17 protein-coding genes are annotated in these 22,448 nt (G+C 39.1%); 13 read left to right on the top strand and 4 right to left on the bottom strand.

Annotation, left to right across the window (positions count from 1 at the left end; translation table 11 throughout):
* The 7 genes from V7K53_RS02655 (at window position 1) to V7K53_RS02625 (ending at window position 7,789) form a co-directional block, all read left to right on the top strand.
* A complete protein-coding gene (locus tag V7K53_RS02655; RefSeq protein ID WP_335196143.1) occupies window positions 1–927 on the top strand; it encodes a glycosyltransferase family 2 protein in 927 nt (308 codons plus the stop codon).
* A gap of 18 nt (window positions 928–945) precedes the next feature.
* The gene (locus tag V7K53_RS02650; protein ID WP_335196107.1) at window positions 946–2,175 is read left to right on the top strand and encodes an O-antigen ligase family protein; all 1,230 of its coding nucleotides are present in this window, start codon (window positions 946–948) and stop codon (window positions 2,173–2,175) included.
* A 48-nt stretch (window positions 2,176–2,223) separates the two neighbouring features.
* Window positions 2,224–3,495: a glycosyltransferase family 4 protein gene (locus V7K53_RS02645; RefSeq protein WP_335196106.1), complete on the top strand. Its 1,272-nt coding sequence runs from the start codon at window positions 2,224–2,226 to the stop codon at window positions 3,493–3,495.
* 24 nt (window positions 3,496–3,519) lie between these two features.
* Window positions 3,520–4,536: a hypothetical protein gene (locus V7K53_RS02640; RefSeq protein WP_335196105.1), complete on the top strand. Its 1,017-nt coding sequence runs from the start codon at window positions 3,520–3,522 to the stop codon at window positions 4,534–4,536.
* A 128-nt stretch (window positions 4,537–4,664) separates the two neighbouring features.
* Window positions 4,665–5,558 (top strand): glycosyltransferase family 2 protein, encoded by an 894-nt coding sequence (locus tag V7K53_RS02635; RefSeq protein WP_335196104.1) that lies wholly within the window; start codon window positions 4,665–4,667, stop codon window positions 5,556–5,558.
* Window positions 5,559–5,667: 109 nt separating this feature from the next.
* Window positions 5,668–6,819 carry a glycosyltransferase family 4 protein gene (locus V7K53_RS02630; protein WP_335196103.1) on the top strand — a complete coding sequence of 384 codons (1,152 nt, stop codon included), beginning with the start codon at window positions 5,668–5,670 and terminating at the stop codon, window positions 6,817–6,819.
* 145 nt (window positions 6,820–6,964) lie between these two features.
* The gene (locus tag V7K53_RS02625; protein ID WP_335196102.1) at window positions 6,965–7,789 is read left to right on the top strand and encodes a WecB/TagA/CpsF family glycosyltransferase; all 825 of its coding nucleotides are present in this window, start codon (window positions 6,965–6,967) and stop codon (window positions 7,787–7,789) included.
* A gap of 283 nt (window positions 7,790–8,072) precedes the next feature.
* Here V7K53_RS02625 and V7K53_RS02620 read toward each other — a convergent pair whose 3' ends face one another.
* Window positions 8,073–9,167 carry an endo-1,4-beta-xylanase gene (locus V7K53_RS02620; RefSeq protein WP_335196101.1) on the bottom strand — a complete coding sequence of 365 codons (1,095 nt, stop codon included), beginning with the start codon at window positions 9,165–9,167 and terminating at the stop codon, window positions 8,073–8,075.
* A gap of 314 nt (window positions 9,168–9,481) precedes the next feature.
* On the opposite strand from V7K53_RS02620, the gene V7K53_RS02615 reads away from it, so the two are divergent.
* Window positions 9,482–9,604 (top strand): hypothetical protein, encoded by a 123-nt coding sequence (locus tag V7K53_RS02615; protein WP_335196100.1) that lies wholly within the window; start codon window positions 9,482–9,484, stop codon window positions 9,602–9,604.
* 29 nt (window positions 9,605–9,633) lie between these two features.
* Window positions 9,634–11,031, top strand: coding sequence for an aromatic ring-hydroxylating dioxygenase subunit alpha (locus tag V7K53_RS02610; RefSeq protein ID WP_335196099.1), 1,398 nt, complete (start codon window positions 9,634–9,636; stop codon window positions 11,029–11,031).
* Window positions 11,032–11,059: 28 nt separating this feature from the next.
* On the opposite strand, the gene V7K53_RS02605 is transcribed toward V7K53_RS02610, so the two are convergent.
* A complete protein-coding gene (locus V7K53_RS02605) occupies window positions 11,060–11,716 on the bottom strand; it encodes a GAP family protein (protein WP_335196098.1) in 657 nt (218 codons plus the stop codon).
* Window positions 11,717–12,178: 462 nt separating this feature from the next.
* Here V7K53_RS02605 and nifJ point away from each other — a divergent pair, with 462 nt between their 5' ends.
* The 4 genes from nifJ to V7K53_RS02585 all read left to right on the top strand — a co-directional run bounded on the left by nifJ (window position 12,179) and on the right by V7K53_RS02585 (window position 19,923).
* Window positions 12,179–15,835: a pyruvate:ferredoxin (flavodoxin) oxidoreductase gene (gene nifJ, locus V7K53_RS02600; protein WP_335196097.1), complete on the top strand. Its 3,657-nt coding sequence runs from the start codon at window positions 12,179–12,181 to the stop codon at window positions 15,833–15,835.
* Between the two features lie 809 nt (window positions 15,836–16,644).
* Entirely contained in the window at window positions 16,645–16,776 is a 132-nt protein-coding gene (locus tag V7K53_RS02595) for a hypothetical protein (RefSeq protein ID WP_335196096.1), read from the top strand.
* Window positions 16,773–16,895, top strand: a complete 123-nt coding sequence (locus V7K53_RS02590; protein ID WP_335196095.1) for a hypothetical protein — start codon at window positions 16,773–16,775, stop codon at window positions 16,893–16,895. Before V7K53_RS02595 ends, V7K53_RS02590 begins: the two co-directional genes overlap by 4 nt.
* Window positions 16,896–17,016: 121 nt before the next feature.
* The gene (locus tag V7K53_RS02585; RefSeq protein ID WP_335196094.1) at window positions 17,017–19,923 is read left to right on the top strand and encodes a beta strand repeat-containing protein; all 2,907 of its coding nucleotides are present in this window, start codon (window positions 17,017–17,019) and stop codon (window positions 19,921–19,923) included.
* Window positions 19,924–20,093: 170 nt separating this feature from the next.
* Here the strand turns inward: V7K53_RS02585 and V7K53_RS02580 are convergent, their stop codons facing one another.
* On the bottom strand, window positions 20,094–21,008 hold the full coding sequence (locus V7K53_RS02580) for a DUF1338 domain-containing protein (protein WP_335196093.1): 915 nt from the start codon (window positions 21,006–21,008) through the stop codon (window positions 20,094–20,096).
* Between the two features lie 93 nt (window positions 21,009–21,101).
* Entirely contained in the window at window positions 21,102–22,421 is a 1,320-nt protein-coding gene (locus tag V7K53_RS02575) for an acetyl ornithine aminotransferase family protein (RefSeq protein ID WP_335196092.1), read from the bottom strand.
* Window positions 22,422–22,448: the final 27 nt, after the last annotated feature.

Here is a 22,448-nt window from a genome sequence, read left to right as displayed (position 1 = left end):
ATGCAAACACCAGTAACTTTCATTATTTTTAAACGCCCCCAAACAACAGAAAAAGTTTTTGAGGCTATTCGCCAAGCCAAGCCAACAAAACTTTTTGTAATTGCAGATGGACCCCGCACTGACCGCGAAGGTGAGGCAGAAAAATGCGAAGCGACTAGGGCAATTATTGAGAGAGTTGATTGGGATTGTGAAGTAATTAAGAATTATTCTGATATCAACTTAGGTTGCGCAAAACGGGTATCAAGTGGTTTAGATTGGGTATTTAATAATGTTGAAGAGACAATTATTTTAGAAGATGATTGTATTCCTCACCCAACTTTTTTCAGGTTTAGTCAAGAACTGCTGGAAAAATATAGAAATGATACCAGAATCGCCACAATCTCTGCTCAAAATCTTCAACTTGGACAAAAACGTACAAATTACAGTTACTATTTTTCTCGTTACAACCACTGCTGGGGTTGGGCAAGTTGGAGACGTGCTTGGCAACATTATGATTTGACTATTAAACTCTGGAAAGAGGTGCAAGCAGAAAACCTTTTACACGACATTCTTGTAGACCAAAAAGCGGTAAATTCTTGGCAACGAATATTTCAATCTGTTTATGACAATCCTACAGGTATAACCTGGGATTACCAATGGACATTTGCTTGTTGGATGCAGGGAAGCTTAAGTATTATTCCCAATGTCAATTTAATCTCTAATGTTGGTGTTGGTGTAGACGCAACTCATTTTACTTCAAATCAAGAATTTTCCTTCATCAATATGCCGATGCAAGCAATAGAATTTCCCTTAAAGCATCCACCATTTATTGTCAGGCATGTAGAAGCAGATAACTTTACACAGAAAACAGTCTATAAAGCAACTACATTGGACATTTTTAAAGAAGAAGTTAAGAAAAGATTGAATTACTCAGCGATAAAAAAATAGATTAGTTAAATATCCCAAATGAAAGTAAAATTAACAGAAAAAATATTAACTATCTTGCTATTACTCATTGCTGTAGGGGCATTAACAATACACCCTGCGCAAGAAGTTTCTATGTCTACGCTTGGAGGTGATAAGCTAGATACTTTGTTCAATATAGTTTCATATTTAATCCTATTTTATTTCTTAATTTTATACTGGAAAGGTTTTCTTTATGTAATTACTAGAAGTCCATTACAGTTTTTTCTACTAGCAATAGTTATATTTTCTCTTTTATGGTCAGAAGACCTAAGTTCTAGTCTTACTTATCTAAGAGGTCTAATCCGCATATATTTTCTTGCAATCTATTTAGCAATGCGTTATTCCCTTAAGGAACAAATTAAGCTGATAGCTTGGGCACTTGGCATAGCTGCATCATTATCTATGTTATTTTCTGCATTCGTACCAGGTTATATTCACGAATCACCTGAATTACTAGGTATGTGGAGTGGAATTTATGGTCATAAAAATGAATTAGGTTACATGATGGCTTGGAGTGCAGGAGTTTTTTTGCACCTGGCTCTTAGTGGCCATCGATATCGCTGGTTGATGTGGGCACTATGTGGGATATCTATATGTCTAATTATCCTTTCACGTTCAACAACGTCTTTAACGATTTTATTGACAATGATATTACTTTTACCTTTCTATAGATCCCTGAAGAAAACTAATTATAAATTACAAGTTATTACGATCACTTCAACTTTGATGTTACTGATGATTTCTTCAATATTACTTCTCAATAATGCCGAAACTGTAGTTGGTACTTCTGGTAAAGACCTTACCTTCAATGGACGCTCTGACCTCTGGGAGCTAGTAATTTCTAAGATTTTGGAAAGACCTTGGTTAGGTTATGGATTTTCGGGATTTTGGACTAGTAATGCTGCATCCAAATTAAGAGCTACTTACGATTGGGCAAGTAACGCCCATAATGGTTTTTTAGAATTATTGTTAGAATTAGGATTTTTAGGGTTTTTGACTTTTGCAGCAGGGTTTGTCCGGTTTTTCGTAATGGCATTGACTCGAATTATTTCTGTCGCTAAAAAGCCGGAAGATTATTGGCCAATGCAGATGCTAATTATTATAGTCATAGTTAATTTTTCAGAAGCAAGATTATTAACTCCTAGCTGGAATTGGTTAATGTATGTCACCACGTCATTATCTTTGACTGTTGAATATCAACGAAATCGTAAAAATATTTTAATCAATTAGTTTTTATGGCAGTCATAAATAGTTTTATTGATCGTTAAGTTAATAAAAATGAAAATTTTACATATTAGTACCCATGATATTAATGGCGGTGCAGCGAGGGCTGCATATCGTTTACATACAGGTTTACAGGATATAGGACTACAGTCACAAATGTTAGTTCATGAAAAATATAGTAATGATAAAACAGTAATTGCACCTAAAATTAGGCTGTTTCAAGGTATTGCCAAGGCAAAGTTGACAGTTGAAAGTTTACCATTAAAACTTTATCGCCAAAAGAAAAATACTCCATTTTTTACTCAATGGTTGCCAGATAGAGTTATTCCGAAAGTTGCTCAGATTAATCCAGATATAATCAATCTGCATTGGATTAGCGGAGGTTTTATGCAAATAGAAACCTTTGCTAAACTGAAGCGTCCTCTAGTTTGGACTCTCCATGATATGTGGGGGTTTACTGGAGGATGTCACGTTACTGGAGAATGCGATCGCTACAAAGTATCCTGTGGGACTTGTCCTCAACTCAGCAGTGGTAATGAGTGGGATCTATCTCGTTGGGTATGGCAGCGCAAAGTAAAAGCCTGGAAAAATTTAAATTTAACTCTGGTTTCACCAAGTTCTTGGTTAGCAGAGTGTGCTCGTTCTAGCTCTTTATTCCAGAATTTGCGAATTGAGGTAATTTCCCACGGATTAGATACTCAAAAATATCGACCGATTAATCAACATTTTGCACGAGAAGCACTCAATCTACCTCAAGATAAAAAACTGATACTCTTTGGAGCGATAGAAGCAACAAGCGATAGAAATAAAGGATTTCATTTGTTGCAACCAGCTTTACAAGAATTGAGTAAATCTGGCTGGAAGAATGACTTGGAAGTTGTGATTTTTGGAGCATCTCAACCCGAAAATCCACCTGATTTAGGCTTCAAAACCCACTATTTGGGACACTTACATGATGCTATATCTTTAGCAACTGTTTACTCAGCTGCTGATGTAATGCTTGTACCATCTCTTCAAGAATCTTTTGGACAGACAGCTTCAGAATCATTCGCTTGTGGTACTCCAGTTGTGGCGTTTAATTCTACTGGCTTAAAAGATATTGTCGATCATCAGCAGAACGGCTATTTGGCTAAACCTTATGAAGTTGAGGATTTTGGCAAAGGAATTACCTGGGTTCTTGAAAATGAACAAAGGTTGCAAAAACTGTCATTTTATGCTCGTGAGAAAGCCGAGCAAGAATTTACCCTGGAACTTCAAGCACGTCGTTATTCAGCCTTGTTTCAGGAAATATTGATGATAGCAAAGAAATCTTCATTGAGTAATTAACTTAGTAAATCAATACTTCATAATATGTCAATACCTATAGCTTTTATAATTTGTACAGAACCTGGTCGTTTAGAAGGTCAATCTTTGATGCTTGCAGAAAGTATTCGTAAGTTCTGCGGCGAATTGAAAAATACACCTATATATAGTTTTCATCCTAGAGTAGGTGAACCAATTTTAAAACAAACCCAACAGGCCTTTGAAGCATTGCAGGTGATTCATCAACAAATTCCCATAAATCGAGAATTTCATGAATATTATTTAGCTAATAAGCCCCTAGTTTGTGCCTATGCAGAACAAAATATCGATGCAGAAATATTGGTTTTTTTAGACAGTGACAAATGCTTTTTTTCTGAACCAAAAGAATTTTTATTGCCCGTAGATTGTAATGTACGGATGCGTCCTGAGTATGGTCAAGGAATTGGTTCTACAGGTCTGCAAGATCCTCAAGAATGGTATTGGCAAAAACTATATGAAGTACTGGGAGTAAAGCGTGAGATATTTGTTGACACACCTATTGGTAATAAAAGAATCAGAGCATACTGGAATTCTGGTTTGGTTGCTGTAAGAAGGAGTGCAGGTATATTTACAACTTGGAAAGAGAACTTTGAAAAAGTAATGCGCTTGGATATTACTCCTCCTCAAGGTATTTATTTTGTTGAGCAGTCTGTTTTGTCTGTAACTTTATGTGCCTTGGAAGAAAACGTTGAACATCTTCCCCCTAATTATAGTTATCCATTACCTTTACATAACCGTTTATCAAAAGAACTAAAAATTAAACATTGGGATGATATTGTTTCCATTCATTATTTCAACTTATTTTTTTATAACGATTGGTATAGACAAATAAAAAGATTGAAAAATTTTAATGTCAATTCAAATAAATATCAATGGTTATCTGTAGAGGTTGTCAGACTTAATATGCCTCGTGTATCAGTTTGGCATAGATATTTGTTAGAAGTCAGAAGAATGGAACAAAAACTAAAAAGCTTTAACTTAGATATTAATTTCAGTGGATGGATAGAAAACATGGTTAAGTTTTAAACTGACATCACGATATATGAAAAGTGAAAGTTTGATAATGGAGATTATAAATAAAATCAAACAAAAACATATCTAAATCTATTATTTAGATGAACTATTATTGTATATATTATTAGGAGGATAATGAGATGAATAAAGCGAATATAGCTGTAATTATGACATGTTATAACAGACGGAATACAACTCTTACCTGTCTAAATGCTTTATATCAGCAAAAAAAATATTGTGATGTTTATTTAACTGATGATGGAAGTTCTGATGGGACTACAGAGGCTGTTAAAGCAGAATATCCAGAAGTACAAATTCTTCAAGGTGATGGCAATTTATTTTGGGTGGGAGGAATGCATCTAGCTTTTAGTGAGGCAATCAAATATCAATATGATTATTATCTGTGGTTGAATGATGACACATTTCTGGAAGCCAATGCTGTGAGTAAACTATTACAGGTTCATCAAAATTTGACAGAACTTGGTTATCCAGACTCAATTGTAGTTGGTTCAACTAAAGACTCAATTACAGGAAAAGCAACTTATGGAGGAGCAGTAAAATCTAAAAAGTGGTATTCTAATAAATTTGAATTTTTAGAACCAAGCTCCGATATACAAGAATGCGATGCTATGTATGGTAACTGCGTGTTAATTCCTAAAAGTGTTGCCGCCAAAGTTGGCAATATTGATACAGCTTTTGTTCATAGTTTAGGAGATTTAGATTATGCCCTGAGAGCGCGTAAATTGGGTTGTAAAATATGGGTAGCTCCTGGGTATATTGGTACTTGTACTAAAAATTCTATCCGCAATAGTTGGGCAGATACCAACTTAAATCTATTAGAACGCTTGAAAAAAATACTACAAATTAAAGGATTTCCATTAAAATCATGGACTATATTTTGTAGCAGACACTCTGGGCCATTCTGGATATTTTACTGGTTTTTACCTTATATCAGAGCAATTATTGGTTACAAAGACTTGGCTACCTCTCCTACCTTTTCTGAAGATATTAATCAAACTGGCTCAGAAGTTTAATACTTGCACGAGAGTCATTGGTAGATGATATTTGGATAAGTTATAACGTATCTTAATAATTTGACAAATGTAATTTCAAATTATAAAATAGTAATCAGCAATCATTATTATGGGTAAACGCTTACTAATTGTCTCAACTCTTGATTCTAGTCAACCATTTGGTGCATTTACTAGACCTTTTTATCTAGGAAAATATCTTACTAAACATTTTGATGTTTTTCAGCTAGGTTTAGATTGTTCATCTGTGGATTATGCACCTTCTCTTTCTATTGCTTCAAGAGGCTTAAAGTCATATATTCAATCCATAGAAAAGTGCATCGACGAGTTTTGTCCAGACATTGTGTATGCTCAAGAAACACTACCTGGATTGGCTGCTTTAATTTCACTAAAGCTTAAAAAACACAGTAGTTCCTCTCTTGTCTTAGATTTTCATACATTTTCGCCTTATGAATACTGGATGCGCTTGTTTTCAGTCGCCAATCCTTTCAAAGAGTTTGCACAATGTATTAAGACATATATTGCTCAGGGAATTTTAATATTCTCTGGTAGTCCAATTATTGCAGCAGGTGAATCAATTCCTAAACTAATTTCCCAATGGTATGGAAAAACTCCACAGCAAATTTATTCTATCGGGAATGGAGTGACTGAAGACTTACTCAATACTGAATTTTTTCCAGATAAAGACCCCTATCAAGCATTCAGACCAGCTAAAATAGTGGTTATTATTGCTCCCAAAACATTTCAATTTCCAACTAATGATATGTCTGTATCAATGGCTACTGAGGTCGCTAAATGCCTTGAAAGTCATCAAGAAAAAGTACATTTTGTTGTCATTGGTAGGGATAGTAATGATATTTCAGAACCAATACCCTCTAACATTTCTTTTTTAGGGTTTTTACCTAAAAGGGAAGATTTTCTTGCCCATCTGAAATATGCAGATATTGCTTTGTTGCCATTTTCAAAACAAGCAGTAGCAGGTGGCGCTCGCAATAAAGCACTAGATTATTTTGCTAGTAGAAAATTAGTTGTATCAACACCAGAAGGCTTGCGAGGTTTAGAAGAATTTCGCAACTTAGAACATCTTTTGGTAACAGGATACTCTAGCGAAGAAGTCGCTAACACAATACTGGATGCTGTTTCAAATATTGATAAATATCAATCACTTGTAGATACAGCATATACTTTAATTACCGAAAAGTATTCCTGGAATGCAAGAGCACAAAATGTCGCAGACATCCTTATGAGAATAAGTGCTTTTTAGTTGTATTTAAATAATAGTTTTAACTAAAAAATTTAAGTATTTCAATATTTCAATACAAAAGTACTGAAATATTGCTGATTAATTTTACAATACTCACCTTTCCCTTGAGATAACATCTCATATTTATCAAAAGAAAAAAAAAGATATGAAAAAGCGATTTTCTTATAAAATTATTGGTGCTCAAGTGGATGCACTGTCTATCCTTGACTTAAATTCATTGATTGAAGAATCTATTGATCGGGATGAAAAATGGATTATTGCTAATCACAACTTACATAGTCTTTATCTCTTCCATAACGATCTAAAAATGCAAGCTTTTTATTCTAAGGCAGAATATACACATATTGATAGTATGCCTTTAGTGTTTATTGGAAAGCTGTTGGGTTTTCCAATTAAACGCGAACAAAGAGTAACCTATGCTGACTGGGTATGGCCTCTGATGGCAGAAGCTGCTACTAAAGGCTGGCGTGTATTTTATTTAGGTTCAAAGCCAGGAGTTGCTGAAAAAGCAGCAAATATTTTATGCCAGAAATTTCCTGGTTTACAGATTGCTTGCGCTCATGGCTATATTGATATAGATAAAGATAGTCAAGAAAATCTCGCCACTGTGGCTGCAATTAATGCTTACAAACCCCATGTATTAATGGTGGGAATGGGTATGCCACGCCAAGAGTATTGGATTTACGAAAATCTTGAACATCTTCATACCAACACTATTTTAACCAGTGGAGCCTGTATGGACTATATAGCAGGAGCAATACCTACTCCTCCTCGCTGGATGGGAAAGATGGGGTTGGAATGGTTGTATCGCTTGTTATCTGAACCGAAAAGACTTTGGAGACGTTACTTACTTGAGCCTTGGTTTGTTGGCACATTATTTTTACGAGAAATTTGGAGTATCTCAAGTAAACGAAAAAAAAATAACCTTCTAGTATTTATAAGTACGAAATTTCAAAAGTTCGTAGCTTGATCGAGTCTTTCAGACTCTTACCAGTAAGTCGCTCAATTCGTCACGAATTTATGAAATATTGTACTAAGATTTAATGATTGATTACTCAGGAAGTCTTATTCAACTTTCATAATCGTGAATAACTAAAAGTATTTGCATTTATTTTGCTTAGAATAATACTTAAAAATACTATATTAGTTCCCGGCATAGTGAGGTACATTTTCAAAGCTACTAAGCTTGGTAAACAAGATTTGGGTGTACCTCAGTTGCTGAGGAAATACTATATTTATGCCTGAGTGGAGTATTAAGTTGATTCCTGAAATGCCTGGGCTATAGCATTGCGAGCTGGTTTAGATTGCAGGTTCTCATCGAAGGGAAGCGGACGCAGAAATTTCCAGAGACTTGGATTGTTTCTAAAGGTTTTTCTTGGCATCCACTCAGGATAACGTATCCAGGTATGACGGTCACTAAGTCCCCATGTAATCACAGTATCGACTTTAGCTGCAAAGCACAGGTCAAGATATCGCTTGTAACTATCGGCTACCATTTGGTCTAAGCTTTTGATACTATCGGGTAGTGGGGTATCAATGATAATATCTAATTCTGTAATTATTGGTTTCACTTCAAGATCGTTAAGCCGTTTTAACACCGAATTAAGTCCTTTCTCGTCAAAAGGATATGCAGTAGAAAACCATAGATGTGATTGGAGACCTGCCCCATCAATTTTAACGCCACTATTCTTCAGATACTCGACCATTCTTAAGAAACGTTCTGATTTCCATGTGGTGCCTTCGATGCCAAAATCGTTTAGGTAAAATTTCTTGCTGTTATCAACTGAAGCGGCAATTAAAAATAAGTCTCGAATTAATTCTGGTTTTACCCCTTTACGCAAACCGATTGTTGCATTATCAGTTTCATTTTCACTATCAGCGATAATTTCATTGGCAATATCCCAAGACTTTAAAACGGGACTATTGCGATAATGTCCCATAACTCCGTTAACATGGCGTTCGATCATCTTAAGTGTAGGAGGGTATGTTGCCCAGTCTGGTCTTCCCATGTGCCAGAAAAGGGTATGCCCATGCATATCTATATTATGCTTTTGGCAGAAATCAGCGATCGCATCTGCTGATTCAAAAGTAAATTTTCCTGGCTGTGGTTCAGTAGCATTCCATTTTAATTCACCGTTCGGTGTCACAATGGAACATTCACGAGCCATAAGGTTAGCGTAATCTTTCTCTATTTGCAAAAATTCATTAGAAATTGCTGCGCCATAGCGCTTTCCTTTGGCAGCAGCTAATTGCCGAAGAGGAGTATTTAAATTTTTACTTATATAATTTCCTGCAATAGTATTCGTACCTTGATTTTCTTTTTGGTTATCTTTTTGCAAAAAACCCATAGTTAATAAGGCAGAAAGGGTTGTATATCCTGCTCTTCTTAAAAAATTTCTCCGATAAGGCATAAATTGTAGTTAATAAAAAACACATAAGATTATATTACAAAATAAATTTTGATACTTTTTGAGGTTTAGTGATAATTCACACATTCATTACACAATATAAAAATGTTAACTTATAACGTATGTTCGATTGACATCAATTAACTGTGCTTCTATATACTAGCGGTAAAGATACTATCCTTAATAATAAAGATTTATTCGATAATAAATAGTTAATTCTGTCTAAATCAGCACCGGACAGTGACAAAATTCTGATGTTTACAGATTGTGCTTTCTTTGCTGTCGATGTGATGCGATCGCCATTGACTCTACTTTTATCCAGCTATTCAGTACCAATTTTTGAGTCGTTATATTGCCAAATTAAGTTACTGTTATAGTTTTATAAATTAGGTTGCTAACTCTTATTATGACAACTCAGTTTTCCTGGACTAAACAGTGGTATCCTATTATTCCTTTAAGCTACTTAGATGTTTTGAATCCCACCCCAGTCACTCTTTTGGGGAAAAAACTGGTGATTTGGAGAGACAAAAATCTCAAGTGGATAGTAATGGATGATGTTTGTCCTCATAAGTTGGTGCGACTATCTATGGGGACCATTACTGAAGATGGAAACTTAATGTGTAGACATCACGGTTGGTGTTTTAATGGTGAAGGAAAATGTACTAAAATTCCCATGTTGGCTGGTAGCCAAGCAGAAGTAACTGCTTGTGATAGTTTAAGGTCACGAGTTACAACATATCCTACACAAGTTATCCAAGAATTGCTTTGGGTATGGCCAGATGATAGTTCAACAGCTTTTGAGGATTGTAACTCAAAGCAGCCAGCTACCATCCCTGAATCAGAATTAGATATATCTTCCACCTCCTGGCAGATGACAGAAGTTCCAGTTGGTTACATCGTGTCTGTTGAAAGTACTTTTGATCCTTCTCATGCAGAATTTCTTCATGAAGGAATAGGTCTTTTTTCACCTAAAACAGCTGTGCCTATGGAATATTTTGAATCTGTTGGAGAAATATCTGCTCAAGAAGGTTTTACTCTCAAACATCAAGGCTACAATCTCTTCAACAAAGATATGGAGGCGATACGAAAGTTTACTCCACCCTGTTCTAATACTACTATATATCGTTACTCAAACGGCAAAACTAATATTTTTCAGTTGTATTTTGTTCCTACGCAACCAGGTTATTGTAGGTATATTGGCAAGTCGAGTTCTGATGAAAGTTCAGTTAAAAGAAATTTTTGGTTTGAGATTCTCCCAAAAGATTTACAAACTGGGTTACAGCACTTATCCACATATCAGCTAAGTGACCAAGATTTATCAGCTATGCATTCCCAGGAAGTGAATCAGTCATCATTAGATAAAAAATGGCAAAGGGCATACTTTATGCCTTCTGCCTCTGATCTGGGTATTATAACTTTCAGAAAATGGCTAGACGAATTTGCTGGAGGTAGTCCTTCATGGCAAGGGTGTATAGAAGACAGTGTTAAACAATTGAGTGATGAACAATTATATGACCGATGGCATAGACATACAAAATATTGTCCAAGTTGTCGTAATTCTTTGGTTTTTCTAGAAAAGGTACAAACTTTTGGTAATATTTGCATTATTATATTTGCATTATTAACATTGGTTTTGATTTCAATGGGTGTTCACCTAAGTTTAGTATTGATATCAAGTATCATTGCAGTATTGAGTTGTTTTTTATCATATAAATCAAATGAAATAAAGCAGCTTTTTCTTAGTAGTATTCCCAATGGAGGTTTACCATTGGTTAAACTTTATGGTGAAAATGTAAAAAAGTGAAATAAAGTATGCTACGACGAAAAACTATCTAACTAAAAAACTGAATGAGACTGTTGATAATCAAAAAAAAACCAATCCCACTCAAAAGAAAGGGTAAGATTTTGCTTATCAAACTATTTATTCTAGAATAAAATTTTTCTAAATAACTAATAGCTTTGTCATTTAACACTAGATAGATAGCAACCATTATCAATAATGGAAAGATAAAAATTAAATCGTACAATGCCCAAATTAATATAAATATTGGGATTGAAAGATGGGCATTATTCATTTGCTGGAGGGCAGCAATATGAGGCAATGCAGTTGGAGTTTCTACGGCAACAATGGTAAAACCTAAAAGAAAAGTGTACAGTGGCTTGAGTGAATGAGGTTGTACAGCTTTTGTAGAAGGCATAAAAATTTTTGGTGTGTTATATCCGACAATCAATAGTCCTATTCCTGCAAGTAATTGCAATACATAAATACTCTCACCAACATAATTTAAACCTTCTTGAATTACTTGTCTAAATCCCCAAGCAATTAACAGTCCTGAAATCAAAAGTCCAACATATTCCCCAAAGGTAAAAGCTAATACACGGATAACAGGTTTCGGCGTACTCAGTAGATAAATTTGCACTGCAAAGCCATTAGGATTAATACTACCAAATACTGAGATTGCTGCCAGAGAAAGTAAAAAAGAGGTCATCTTTGAATAGTAAATTGCTTTTGAATTTTGTGAGTAATTTTAAGTAAGAGAAGCAGAATAAGCTACTGCTCATTCTGTTTGTCCTACAGTAATTGTATTTTGACTTAATAAGTGACCTCTAACTTTAAGTAAAATATATCAGAGATTCCCGACCCTATACCCCACAAAAAAGAATAAATTGCCTCAAAGTCTTTTCAAACAGAGACTTTGATTGTTGAGTACATTATTAATGCATATTAATAGATGCAGTATTGCAAATGAGATAATTAATAGATGCAGTATTGGTTGAAAGTTAATTTAAGAGCCTAAAACCATCAATAAATTATCCTTTAAATGCGGAGTAAATCCTACCGCTAAATCTTAATGCATATAATACACTCACTTTCTAATTCTAGCTATTTCTGATTCTTATATTCACGTGTTCTGAAAATGCAGTATTGAGGCGGGGGCAAAAATCAAGTTATGAACAAAATCTTTGCAACTATCGATGGGAATGAGGCTGTCGCCCGTGTTGCTTACAAATTAAATGAAGTGATTGCAATTTATCCTATCACCCCCTCTTCAGCAATGGGTGAATGGGCAGATGCTTGGTCTGCAGAAAGTCGTCCCAACCTCTGGGGTACTATTCCTAGCGTCGTGCAGATGCAGAGCGAAGGGGGAGCGGCTGGTGCTGTACATGGGGCATTGCAAACAGGTTCTCTGAGTACCACCTTTACGGCATCTCAGGGATTATTGTTGATGATACCCAATTTCTACAAAATTGCTGGTGAGTTGAATAGCGCTGTGGTTCACGTTGCCGCTCGTTCTTTGGCTACTCATGCTTTATCAATTTTTGGCGACCATAGCGATGTAATGGCAGCTCGTGCTACTGGGTTTGCTCTACTGTGTTCGGCTTCGGTGCAGGAAAGTCAAGATTTTGCTCTCATCGCTCATGCTGCTACCCTAGAGACGCGAGTCTCGTTTATGCATTTCTTTGACGGCTTCCGCACCTCTCATGAAGTGCAGAAAGTCAAATTGCTGTCAGATAATGATTTGCGATCGCTAATTCACGATAACCTAATACTCGCCCACCGCAGCCGCGCCCTCACCCCAGATCGTCCAGTATTGCGGGGGACTGCCCAAAACCCCGATGTCTACTTCCAAGGACGTGAAGGCGCTAACCCTTATTACAACGCCTGTCCAGATATTGTCCAACGCATCATGGATGAATTTGGAGAACGCACGGGAAGGCATTATAAAATCTATGAATATTACGGTGCTAAGGATGCCGATCGCGTTATCGTTCTTATGGGTTCAGGTTGTGAAACCGTCCATGAAACAGTAGATTACCTGAACGCCCGTGGTGAAAAACTTGGCGTGGTGAAAGTGCGACTTTACCGCCCCTTTGATGTTCAAAGGTTTGTTGCAGTATTACCAACTAGTGTAAAAGCGATCGCAGTTCTCGATCGCACCAAAGAAGCAGGTAGCATTGGGGAACCCCTCTACCTTGATGTCATTACAGCTTTGTATGAAGGGTGGGGAGCAGGGGAGCATACTTCTCTACGAGAGGCTACGCCAACGACTGCGCTCAGTAACCAGGGGAGCAGGGGAGCAGGGGAGAAATTAGGATTAGATTCCCCTCTGCCCAAAGTTGTTGGTGGTCGCTACGGTCTTTCGTCTAAAGAATTTACTCCGGCGATGGTGAAGGGCATCTTTGACAACCTTGCTCAAGCTAAACCAAAAAATCACTTTACTATTGGGATTAATGACGACGTTACTCACACTTCTCTTAGCTTTGACCCTAACTTCTCTACAGAATCGGATAATGTTGTCAGGGCAATGTTCTATGGGTTAGGTGCTGATGGTACAGTTGGCGCTAACAAAAACTCCATCAAGATTATTGGTGAAGAAACCGACAATTACGCCCAAGGCTACTTTGTCTTTGACTCCAAAAAATCTGGCTCAATGACCGTCTCTCACCTACGCTTCGGTAAAGAGCCAATTCGCTCCACATACTTAATTGACCAAGCTAACTTTATTGGTTGTCATCACTGGGGATTTCTGGAACGCATAGATATTTTGAAGGCTGCTATTCCTGGAGCGACTTTGCTGCTTAACAGTCCATACAATGCAGATACCGTTTGGGAATATCTGCCGTTGAAGGTACAGCAGCAAATTATCGACAAGCATTTGAAGTTATATGTAATCAATGCTAGCCAGGTTGCCCGTGAAAGTGGTATGGGTGGCAGAATTAACACCATCATGCAAGTATGCTTCTTTGCCTTAGCGGGTGTCTTGCCGCAAGAAGAAGCGATCGCTAAAATCAAACAAGCGATTGAAAAAACCTATGGTAAAAAAGGTGTAGAAGTTGTCCGCATGAACTTGCAAGCTGTAGACAACACCTTAGACAACTTGCATAAAGTAGATGTCCCACAGACAATCCACATTCCTAACTCCTCACTCCTAACTCCTAACTCCTCACTTAACTCCGCTCCCGAATTTGTGCGAGAAGTTCTGGGCAAAATCATGGTGTGGGAAGGTGATGACTTACCTGTTAGCACACTACCAGTTGATGGCACTTTTCCCGTAGGTACTGCCAAGTGGGAAAAACGTAACGTTGCCGAAGAGATACCTGTGTGGGAGCCGGATGTATGCGTTCAGTGTGGTAAGTGCGTCATGGTTTGTCCCCACAGTGCCATCCGTGCTAAAGCTTATCAAGTCGATGAGTTAGTTAATGCACCAGCAACCTTCAAGTCAACTGGTGCAAAAGATAAAGACTTTGCCAATCAAAAATTTACCATTCAAGTTGCCCCAGAAGATTGCACGGGATGCACTATTTGTGTAAATATCTGCCCTGCTAAAAATAAATCTGAGCCATCGCTGAAAGCGATTAACATGGCACAGCAGTTGCCATTGCAAGAGCAAGAGCGAAAGAACTGGGATTTCTTCTTGAGTTTACCTAATCCTGACAGGCGATCGCTAAAATTAAACCAGATTCGCCAACAACAACTGCAAGAACCTTTATTTGAATTCTCTGGTGCTTGTGCAGGTTGTGGTGAAACACCTTATCTAAAATTATTAACACAATTGTTTGGCGATCGCGCCGTCATCGCCAATGCTACAGGTTGTTCTTCAATATATGGTGGCAATCTTCCCACAACTCCTTGGACAACCAACGCCGAAGGACGCGGCCCGGCGTGGTCAAATAATTTATTTGAAGATAACGCCGAATTCGGTTTTGGCTTCCGCCTCTCCCTTGATAAACAAGCTGAGTTTGCGGCAGAATTGTTGCAACAGTTGGGGAGTGAAATAGATGAAAACCTTGTTTGTTCCATACTGAAAGCTGAACAAAAATCCGAAGCTGACATTTGGGAACAGCGCGAAAGAATAGAACTGTTGCAGCAGAAGTTAGATGAAATTGTAACTTTCGATCCCAAGTTAAAATCAAAAATCAAAAATCTCAAATCCCTTGCAGATTACTTGGTGAGAAAAAGTGTCTGGATTGTTGGCGGTGATGGTTGGGCTTATGATATCGATTTTGGTGGTATCGATCATGTAATTGCTAGTGGTCGCAATGTCAATATCTTGGTGATGGATACAGAAGTGTATTCTAATACAGGCGGTCAATCTTCCAAAGCTACGCCAAGAGCCGCAGTTGCTAAATATGCCGCCAGTGGTAAGCCAGCACCAAAGAAAGACTTAGGGATGATTGCCATGACCTACGGAAATGTCTACGTAGCGAGTGTGGCCCTTGGTGCTAGAGATGAACATACTCTGAAAGCATTTTTAGAAGCAGAAGCTTATGATGGCCCATCCATAATTATTGCATACAGCCATTGCATCGCCCACGGCATTAATATGACTACAGGGATGAATCATCAAAAAACTTTGGTAGAATCAGGTCGTTGGTTACTGTATCGGCATAATCCAGAGTTGCTTAACCAGGGTAAAAATCCATTGCAATTAGATATGCGATCGCCTACGCAATCTGTAGAACATTCGATGTATCAAGAAAATCGCTTCAAAATGCTCACTAAGAGTAAACCTGACGTTGCTAAACATTTGTTAGAACAAGCCCAAGCTGAAGTAGATGCCCGTTGGCAGATGTACCAATATTTAGCAAAACGCGAAATTCTCTGAACATCACCCCTGGTTTTAGTTATAAACATTGCGACTTGAGTTAATCAAGTCGCAATTTTGATTAGTAAACTCGTTATTTTCGTTACAAAAGCATCATTTTAGTTACTCAAATCATTATTTTTGTAACAAATATTATAAATTTTGATTATAAAAAATCATTTTGGTTAGTAAACTTATTATTTTCGTTACAAACACCAGATTTTTTGTTACAAAATCACCCTTTTGGTTACTTAAATCATTATTTTCATTACTATCGCTGTAGTTTAAGTTGTATTTAACCCAAACTTTATTCAACAAATGTGCAAATGTTGAATTACCCTACAAGAAGCAATCTACATTCCTCAACATAATCTGTAAAAAGAGTGCAATATCTACGACGGACTGTGACGCTCGAAGGCAAGAGCGTCTTGCAGACAAGACTCACTAACGCTTCTCTATAAGACGCTTCGCGTAGCTTGCTTTTCCGTAGAGGTAGGCTATCGGTGACACAAAAACTTCATATAGCACTTCCTAAAATTCACTGTAACTTTATCAGAATTACACCCAGACTCTTGACAATGCTTAGATATTCATAAGAGTATTTAAGTGATTTAACGGCTATTAACATAATTTTTATTTAGAAAGTCAAATAAGTTGCTAGCTGACATAAAAAGACTGCTATCAACACAATTCGTAATTGTCAGATGATAATTCGTGATTGAATTTTCTAATTACGAATTACAAGCTTGCAAATTATTTAATTACCGCTATTGGTCAGATGTGGCAGCACAGAAGCATCAAAGAGGATAAGCGGAGGAATATTAATAGATATGCAAATCAATTTTAGAAGAGAGCAGGTGCGATCGCTTCGACTCTCGGAACAGGTTTTAGCAACAAGAGTGATTTTCAAATCACAACTTCCGCCGGGACTAGCACGGCAAAAATTGTCTATGACGCTGTGAGTGGGCAGTTGTTCTACAACCAAAATGGCAGCGCGGCTGGTTTTGGCAGTGGTGGTTTATTTGCAACTCTAACTGATGCGCCAACTCTCACCGAATCTAATTTTGTCTTGCAAGCATAGTTTGCCCAACACATAGATGTTCCCAACTTAGAACAGCAAACGGCAAGTTCAGATTTGTACCACTGTGGCAACCCCTGTTGATTGTTGAAATTTTTAATTGTAGAAATAAAGGGACGAACTCATGGCAAATTCAACTTTTAACCTTTCGAATCTCAACAGCACTCAGGGCTTTGCTATTAACGAAATCAATAAAGGTGACAGTACACGAAGTTCTGTCAGCAATGCGGGAGACATCAACAGCGACGGCATCGACGATGTGATTATCGGGGCATTCCTTGCCTCCCCCAACGGCTTATACAATTCAGGGCAGAGCTACGTAGTGTTTGGCAGCAAAGGCGGTTTTGATGCCCAATTCAATCTCTCCACCCTCAATAGCACTAATGGCTTTACTATCAACGGCATCAATGAAGGTGACTTCTTAGGCTCTGTCAGTAATGCAGGAGACATCAACGGTGACGGCATCGACGATGTGATTATTGGGGCATTTAGAGCCTCGCCCAACGGTTCCTATTCAGGGCAAAGCTATGTGGTATTTGGCAGCAAGAACGATTTTGATGCCCAATTCAATCTCTCCACCCTCAACGGCACTAATGGCTTTACTATCAACGGCATCAATGAAGGTGACGGTTTAGGCTACTCTGTCAGCGGTGGGGGAGACATCAACGGTGACGGCATCGACGACATAATTATCGGGGCACGCTTTGCCGACCCTAACGGCTCTAATTCAGGGCAGAGCTACGTGGTGTTTGGCAGCAAGGACGATTTTGATGCCCAATTCAACCTCTCCACCCTCAACGGTGCTAATGGCTTTGCCATCAACGGCATCGAAGAAAGTGACTTCTCAGGCTGGTCTCTCAGCAGTGCAGAAGATATCAACGGTGACGGCATCGACGACCTGATTATCGGGGCATTCTTTGCCGACCCCAACGGCTTATACAATTCAGGGCAGAGCTACGTGGTGTTTGGCAGCAAGAAAGATTTTGATGCTCAATTCAACCTCTCCACCCTCAACGGCACTAATGGCTTTATTATCAACGGCATCAATCCAGAAGACCGTTTAGGCTGGTCTGTCAGTAGTGCCGGAGACATCAACGGCGACGGCATCGACGACTTGATTATCGGGGCACCAAGTGCCAGCCCCAACGGCGACTTCTCAGGGCAAAGCTACGTGGTGTTTGGCAGCAAGGGCGGTTTTGATGCTCAATTCAACCTCTCTACTCTTAACGGTACTAATGGCTTTGTCATCAACGGCACTAATATAGTTGACTACTCAGGTAGGTCTGTCAGCAGCGCGGGAGATATCAACGGCGACGGCATGGATGACCTGATTATCGGGGGAGGAGGGAGTTCTGGGGAGAGCTACGTGGTGTTTGGTAGCAAGGAAGGTTTTCGTCCCCAACTCGACCTCTCCACCCTCAACGGCACTAATGGCTTTACCATCAATGGCCCCAGAGGTAGCTTCTTTAGCTCTTCTGTCAGCAGCCGTGCAGGAGATATCAACAGTGACGGCATTGACGACCTAATTCTCAGCTCGCTAGATGGCGACTTCAGCGGAGGTTATGTCTCATACAAAAACAGCTACGTAGTGTTTGGCAACCGCGCTCCCGTACTCGACCTCAACGGCAATTCAGAGGGAATTGATTTTAGTACTACCTTTAGCGGTACTCCCGTCTCCATCCTCGATCGCAATTTCACCCTAAGTGACAACAATACTACCTTAGCTGGTGTCACCATTACCATTACTAATCTTTTTGATGGCGCAGCCGAAAGTCTCAATGCCACTGCCATTGGCAACATCACTTCTACCTATAACCCCACCACGGGTACTCTTACCCTGAGCGGCACAGATACCATTGCCAATTACCAACAAGTTCTTAACAGCCTTACCTACAACAATACTGCTGCCGCTACTGCTAACACTACAATTGAGTTTGTCGTTAATGATGGGCAAAGTTTTAGCAATACCAGTGCAGTGGCAACTACCACCTTGGGTTTTGTCCAGAAATTCATCACGGGAACTAAGAGTGCAGATATCCTCATCGGCACAGTCAACAACAACATTATCGATGGAAAAGCTAGTGACGACATCCTCACAGGCAACGGTGGTCAAGATAAATTTATCTTTCACCCTGGCGATGGTATCGACACCATCACCGACTTTGGCGGCATTGGCAAAGGCACAAATCCTTCAGCAGGGGTGATTTCTCAAGTTGACACGCTGAACTTTACAGGATTGGGATTGACTGCTAGAAATCTGCAATTAACTCAAAATGGTAACGATTTAGAAGTCACTTTTGAAGATGTCGCCAATACCAAAGTCATCCTGCAAGACTTTCAACTAGAACAATTGGATAATTTACCAGTATTAGGTAGCAGAGCTGCGATCGGCAATATCCTGTTTGATAATCAGACCAGTGTCGTTGACAGTTTTGATGTCTTCGATGCCAACTCCACTCAAACTAACTTGTTTAATAAGAACACGGTGACATTCCTCAATGACCTTAACAATAACATCACGGGTTTTTACAATTCCAATGATGTGATTAATGGTCAGGGAGGTGATGATATCATTAACGGCAAGAGTGGCAACGATTTGCTACGAGGCGGCGCTGGTAATGATACTCTCATTGGTAATGATACCCTCATTGGTGGTGAAGACTATGATACTCTCGTTGGCGGTGCAGGTGCTGATATATTTGTGTACAAAAACGAGTCTTACAGACTTTCTACTCTTCTAGTAAATACCATTAGTGACTTTAATAGTTCTGAAGGTGACAAGATTGTACTGGATATAGCTTTCTTTAGTGCCATTACCTCTGTTGCGGGAAATGGTTTTAGTAACGCCAATGATTTTCAACTCACTAATTTAGCAGGCACTAGCACGGCGAAAATTGTGTACGATCCTGTGAGTGGACAGTTGTTCTACAACCAAAATGGCAGCACAGCAGGTTTTGGCAATGGTGGTCTATTTGCGACTCTAACTGGTGCGCCAACTCTTACGGCATCAGATTTTGTCTTGCAAGTGTAGTTTTTCCGAAACACGAAACTACTAGCTCGGAACTTTGATATTGAATCCTTTACTAATACCAATTCAATTAATGATTCCAACACATCCTTGGGTAAAGACGCGATGAATCGCGTCTCTACAAATGGCCTATTTGTCGCATTCTTTTTTTCAATTGGTATAACAACTCTGGGCTATTTAGATAGACGAGTCATTTCAAATAATTGCTGGGCATTACTTCCTAAAAAAGCATCGAAAAGTAACTGCTTTTTAGATTCCACTTCTACTAGATAGCGCTGGGCAATTTCATAATAGGCATAAGTCCAAGGAATCTGAATTTCTGCACCACTGTTATCATCTAACACCGTCACCATTTCCGTTACTGCTTGAGTTGCAGTTTGCCGCAAACCACAAGCAACATTTCCCTCTATCTCTGCTTTCATTGGTACACCCAGGTTAGCTAAAGCACTGGCGGTAGTATCAATGTCTGGATATTTTGGGGTATTCTGTCCGTTGATGTAGCCTGTAAAGTGGTTGACAGCATATCCGTGCAGCAACACCCAAGCCCCATACTGAGTAACCTGATTCACCTCTTCAACAACCGAATGTTGGGGAGGTAGCCAGGGGCGGGTGAAGACTTGCTGGAGTTGTTTGGTGATGGTTTCAATGTTCCCGTCTTTTTGTAGAAGAGTAAGGGGTAAGGTCAGTTCCTTTGGGATTGAAGATACTGTTTTAGAGATGAGTTGGGCAATATTAGCAGGCAATTCATCGACAATTAACTCGCTGATAAACAGCTTGGGTAAGTTAAATTCCTCTTGCTGTGGATGACGATAATGACGGGCGTACAAATGAGTTTGAGCAAAAGTATACTCTCCAGCCGCCACATAACCTAAAGCTTCTGCAAGTTGTCCCAGGTATTCAATTCCTAAGTTAAGTTTACCTTGTGGAGTATCTACTAATAAACGCAAAGATCGAAAAGCGATGTGGTCGTTGGCAACAGTCCCACCTGCAGTAGTAATCATTTGCTGGTAGGTACAAGCATGATTGACCCTGGCACTGTATTCTTGCCAAAGTAATTTCCATAAATTGAGGGCTATTCCGGGTTTCATATAGATTAGTTATTTGTCATTAGTCATTTGTCAAGAAAGGGTCAAAAGTTAAGAAATCTACTTCTGCACCCTATTCCCCACTCCCTTCATCTTTTAAGAACTTAAAATCTCGCTGATAATCTGAAGGGCTATGTGAATTTGGTCGCTGTCGATAACTAGAGGGGGACAGAAACGAATTGCTGCTTTACCGCAACCTAGCAATAATAAACCGCGTAAAAAAGCTTCTTGAATAATGCGATCGCGCAATTTATGATCGAGATTACCCTGTTCATCCAATAAATCCACGGCTACCATCAAACCTTTACCTCGTGGCGGCGATACTCTCGGAAATCTTTGATGCAACTCGGTAAGACTAGCTTGTAATAATTCGCCCATCTGGGTAGCGTTGCTCATCAAACCACTTTCCAGCAATCGCAGTGTGGCAATACCAGCAGCACAAGCTACGGGATTACCGCCAAATGTAGTAGCGTGAGAACCGGGAGGCCAAGTCATTAACTCTGGTCTGGCAAGTATCGCTCCTAATGGCAAACCACTGGCAATACCTTTAGCAGTGGTAATAATATCAGGCATAACACCCCAATGCTCGATCGCAAATAAGCGACCAGTCCGCCCCATCCCCGCTTGTACTTCATCCACTACCATCAGAATACCGTGGCGATCGCATATCTCCCGAATTCGCTGCAAAAAACCATCTTCGGGGACGATATAACCACCCTCTCCTTGAATCGCTTCGACGACGATCGCTGCTACTTCTTGCGGTGGTAAAATTGTCGTAAATAGCTGTTGTTCCAGATAATCTAAACTAGCGTGAGTGCCATAAGGGATATGAGTTACCCCAGGAACTAAAGGCCCAAAATTAGCTCGTTGCACTGCTTTGGAACCAGTGAGAGACATTGCCCCATAAGTGCGTCCGTGAAATGCACCTAAGAATGCCACAATTAGCGATCGCTTGGTGTAATATCGAGCTAGTTTGATGGCTCCTTCGTTCGATTCCGCCCCGGAATTGGTGAAAAATACTTTTGCAGGAAATGCAGCATTACCTTGTGGGTGGGGAAAGGGAGCGCGAATTGCTAATTGTTCCGCTAGTTCCACCATCGGCTCATAATAAAAATCTGTCCCTGACATGTGCAGCAGCCGTTCCGACTGTTCTTGAATTGCCTTGACGACTTCCGGGTGAGCGTGTCCAGTGGCGGTAACGGCAATACCTGCGGTCATATCCAGAAATACATTGCCATCCACATCTTCTACCATACAGCCCTGACCGCGAGATACAACTAATGGGTAATCGCGGGTATAAGAAGGGGAAGTTACGGCGCGATCGCGTTGTACAATTGCTTGAGCGCGAGGCCCAGGTAAGGAAGTTATTAAATTGGGTGTACGAGGTAAATTTAAGTTAATAGGTATACTTAACATTATTTTTTCAATTTTTTAAAGATTACT

Source organism: Nostoc sp., assembly GCF_036917355.1.
Lineage (GTDB): Bacteria > Cyanobacteriota > Cyanobacteriia > Cyanobacteriales > Nostocaceae > Nostoc.
This window is presented reverse-complemented; position numbering and strand designations above follow the sequence as displayed.